Genomic DNA, 609 nt, shown 5'->3' on the forward strand with positions numbered 1-609 from the left:
TAACGCTTGCCACCTACGTATTACCGCGGCTGCTGGCACGTAGTTAGCCGTGGCTTTCTGATTAGGTACCGTCAAGGGGTGCATAGTTACTTACACCCTTGTTCTTCCCTAATAACAGAGTTTTACGATCCGAAGACCTTCATCACTCACGCGGCGTTGCTCCGTCAGGCTTTCGCCCATTGCGGAAGATTCCCTACTGCTGCCTCCCGTAGGAGTCTGGACCGTGTCTCAGTTCCAGTGTGGCCGATCACCCTCTCAGGTCGGCTACGTATCGTTGCCTTGGTAAGCCGTTACCTTACCAACTAGCTAATACGCCGCGGGTCCATCTATAAGTGACAGCAAAACCGTCTTTCATCATGAAACCATGCGGTTTCATGTGTTATCCGGTATTAGCCCCGGTTTCCCGGAGTTATCCCAGTCTTATAGGTAGGTTACCCACGTGTTACTCACCCGTCCGCCGCTAACGTCAGAGGAGCAAGCTCCTCGTCTGTTCGCTCGACTTGCATGTATTAGGCACGCCGCCAGCGTTCATCCTGAGCCAGGATCAAACTCTCCATAATAATTTATGATGTTTGACTAGCTCATAAAAACTAATTGTTTTAAAACGTC

General features: G+C 50.4%; 1 rRNA gene. It reads right to left on the reverse strand.

The window, feature by feature from the left end:
- Positions 1-560, reverse strand: a 16S ribosomal RNA gene (locus tag CD112_RS06115); the annotation flags it as partial.
- Positions 561-609: the final 49 nt, after the last annotated feature.

This window comes from Staphylococcus simulans (assembly GCF_002902285.1).
Classification (GTDB): domain Bacteria; phylum Bacillota; class Bacilli; order Staphylococcales; family Staphylococcaceae; genus Staphylococcus; species Staphylococcus simulans.